Below are 3160 nucleotides of genomic sequence, written 5' to 3' on the forward strand. Positions count from 1 at the left end.
CGTGGCTGTTCGTCGCCGCCATGATCGCCGGCTCGCTGGCCTGCAAGGTGTGGCTGGACGGCGGGCGCTGAAGGCCGTGAACCGCGTATCCGAACCGAGGTCAACCGGATGATGAGTGCGCTCGCCGATCCGCTGCTGCTGGCGCGGCTGCAATTTGCCGCCAACATCAGCTTTCACATCCTGTTTCCCAGCATCAACATGGCGCTGGCCTGGGTGCTGCTGTACTTCAACCTGCGCGGGCGGGCCGCCGACGGCGCGCCCTGGCAGGCCGCCTACCGCACCTGGGTCAAGGTGTTCGCGCTGTCGTTCGCGCTGGGCGTGGTCAGCGGCGTGACCATGAGTTTTCAGTTCGGCACCAACTGGCCGGGCTACATGCAGCGGGTGGGCAACATCGCCGGGCCGCTGCTCGGCTACGAGGTGCTGGCGGCGTTTTTCCTGGAAGCGTCCTTTCTGGGGGTGATGCTGTTCGGGCGTGGCCGCGTGTCGGAGCGCATGCACCTGCTGGCGACGCTGCTGGTGGCGGTCGGCACCAGCCTGTCGGCGTTCTGGATTCTGGCGCTCAATTCCTGGATGCAGACCCCGGCCGGCCACGTGATGATCGACGGCCAGGCGCACGCCACCAGCTGGTGGGCGGTGATCTTCAACCCATCGTTTCCGTACCGGCTGACGCACATGCTGCTGGCCTCCGGGCTGACGGTGGCGTTTCTGCTGGCCGGCCTGTCGTCCTACCGGCGCCTGCGCGGCGAGCGCAGCGCCGAGGTCGCGGCGACGCTGCGCACGGGTGTGCTGATGGCGGCGGTCCTGATTCCGGTGCAGATTTTCGTTGGCGATCTGCACGGCCTGAACACGCTGGAGCACCAGCCGGCCAAGATCGCCGCCATGGAGGCGATCTGGGACACCGAGCGCGGCGCCGATTTGCGCCTGTTTGCCTGGCCCGACGAGGCCACGCGCAGCAACCGCTTCGAGATTTCCATTCCCGACGCCGCCAGCCTGATCCTGACCCACCGCCGGGACGGTGAACTGCGCGGCCTGAACAGCTTCGAGGATCACCCGCCGGTGGCGCCGCTGTTCTGGGCCTTTCGCATCATGGTGGGCGTTGGTCTGCTGATGCTGGCGGTCAGCTGGCTGGCCGCCTGGCAGACGCTGCGTCGGGGCGAGCCGGCGGCGTGGGTGCAGCGCGGCCTGCTCGCCATGACCTTTTCCGGCTGGCTGGCCGTGCTGGCCGGCTGGTATACGACCGAGATCGGCCGCCAGCCGTGGCTGGTTTACGGCCTGCTCAGGACCGCCGATGCGGCTTCCGACGTGCCGGCCGGGATGATCGGACTGAGCCTGGGGCTGTATATGGCGCTCTACCTGGTGCTGATCGTCGCCTACGTGTGGGTGCTGTTCTACATGGCGCGCAAGGCGGGCGCGGGTGACGCGCCCGGTGGTGAACCGATGCCCGCGCGGGTGCCCTGATGGACGCGCTGCTGCCGCTGATTTTCATGGGCCTGATGGGTGTCGCCATGCTGGCCTACGTGGTGCTGGATGGCTTCGACCTGGGCGTTGGGCTGCTGCTGCCGCTGGTGGACGATGCCGACAAGGACCGCATGATTGCCTCCATCGGGCCGTTCTGGGATGCCAACGAAACCTGGCTGGTGCTGGGCGCCGGCATCCTGCTGGTGGCCTTTCCACACGCGCACGGCGTGGTACTGACGGCACTCTATCTGCCGGTGGCGTTCATGCTGATCGGCCTGATCCTGCGCGGCGTGGCCTTCGATTTCCGGGTCAAGGCCCACGCCGACCACAAGGCGCTGTGGAACCGCGCCTTCGTGGCCGGCTCGGCGCTGGCGGCGTTCTCGCAGGGCTTCATGCTCGGCAAGTACGTTCTGGGCTTTGCCGGTGGCGTGTGGGCCGGGCTGTTCGCGGCCCTGATCGGCGTGTGCCTGATGGCCGGTTACGCGCTGCTCGGCGCGACATGGCTTTTGATGAAGACCGGCCCGGCGCTCAAGCAGCGCGCCGCCGGCTGGGCGCGGCGGGCCCTGTGGGGGACTGCCGTGGGCCTGGCGGCGGTGTCGATTGCCACGCCGCTGGTCAGCGAGCGCATCTTCCACAAGTGGTTCGCCATGCCGGAATTCATCCTGCTGCTGCAGGTGCCGCTGGCGACAGCCGTGCTGCTGCTGGTCGCCGACCGGCGTCTGGCGCGCCTGTGCCGGCAGGACCTGCCGCGCCCGTGGGAGCCGTTTGCCTGCACCGTGGGCCTGTTCATGCTGGCGGCGATCGGGCTTGCCTACAGCCTGTATCCGTTCCTGGTGGTCGATCGCCTGACCGCCTGGCAGGCCGCGGCGGCGCCGGAGTCGCTCAAATTCATCCTGGTCGGCGTGGTCATCACGCTGCCGGCCATCATCGCTTACACGGTTTACGTGTACCGCGTGTTCTGGGGCGAGGCCGGCGAGCTGCGCTACGAGTAGTCACCGGGCACGCGCAGCCCCGGACCGGATATCATTGCCGACCTTTTACATTGCCAGGAGGCCCTGCTCATGCTGACCAAAGACGATATCCGTGGCGTATCCGCCATGATTCCGACGCCGTGCAAGGAAGGGCAGGGCGGCTGGCAGTACGAGGACTCGGTCGATCTGGACGAAACCGCGCGCATGGTCGAGCAGCTGATCAGCGCCGGCATCGGCTCGATCGCCGCCAACGGCACCACCGGCGAGTGCGCCGCGCTGACGCTGGAAGAAAAGCTCGCCTTCACGCGCACCATCGTCGAGGTTGCCCGCGGCCGGGTGCCGGTGTTCGCCGGCATCACCACGCTGGGCACCAAGGAAACCGTGCGCCAGATGCGCAAGTTCCGCGAACTGGGCGCGCAGGGCGGCTTCGTCGGCCTGCCGCTGTGGCAGACCCCGACCCTCACCAATTCGGTCAAGTTCTACGCCGACCTGGCCGAGGCGGTGCCGGACATGGCGCTGATGGTCTACGCCAACCCGCTGTTCTTCAAGTCCACCTTCCCGGTCGAGTTCTGGGCCGGCGTCGGCAAGCACTGTCCAACCGTGGTCACCTGCAAGTACGTCGGCAACCTGATGGACCCGAAGAACATGCTGATCGACCTGCCGGCCAGCATGGACGCCGCGCCGCATGTGCAGTTCCTGCCGATCGACTTTGCCGTGCCGATGGCCTACGA

At 67.6% G+C, this 3160-nt stretch carries 3 protein-coding genes; all 3 read left to right on the top strand.

Annotation, left to right across the window (positions count from 1 at the left end):
* Positions 1 to 111: 111 nt before the first annotated feature.
* Entirely contained in the window at positions 112 to 1458 is a 1347-nt protein-coding gene (locus tag PHC73_RS12995; RefSeq protein ID WP_300129068.1) for a cytochrome ubiquinol oxidase subunit I, read from the top strand.
* Positions 1458 to 2450, top strand: coding sequence for a cytochrome d ubiquinol oxidase subunit II (locus PHC73_RS13000; RefSeq protein WP_300129071.1), 993 nt, complete (start codon positions 1458 to 1460; stop codon positions 2448 to 2450). Before PHC73_RS12995 ends, PHC73_RS13000 begins: the two co-directional genes overlap by 1 nt.
* A 69-nt stretch (positions 2451 to 2519) precedes the next feature.
* Positions 2520 to 3160 (top strand): dihydrodipicolinate synthase family protein (locus PHC73_RS13005; RefSeq protein ID WP_300129074.1); only part of this gene is annotated, 641 nt, incomplete at its 3' end.

It is taken from the genome of Immundisolibacter sp. (assembly GCF_028696615.1).
Classification (GTDB): domain Bacteria; phylum Pseudomonadota; class Gammaproteobacteria; order Immundisolibacterales; family Immundisolibacteraceae; genus Immundisolibacter.

Excerpts from the sequence above, each read along its gene's own strand:
- PHC73_RS12995 (WP_300129068.1), top strand. The coding sequence starts at position 112 with ATGAGTGCGCTCGCCGATCCGCTGCTGCTGGCGCGGCTGCAATTTGCC.
- PHC73_RS13000 (WP_300129071.1), top strand. The coding sequence starts at position 1,458 with ATGGACGCGCTGCTGCCGCTGATTTTCATGGGCCTGATGGGTGTCGCC.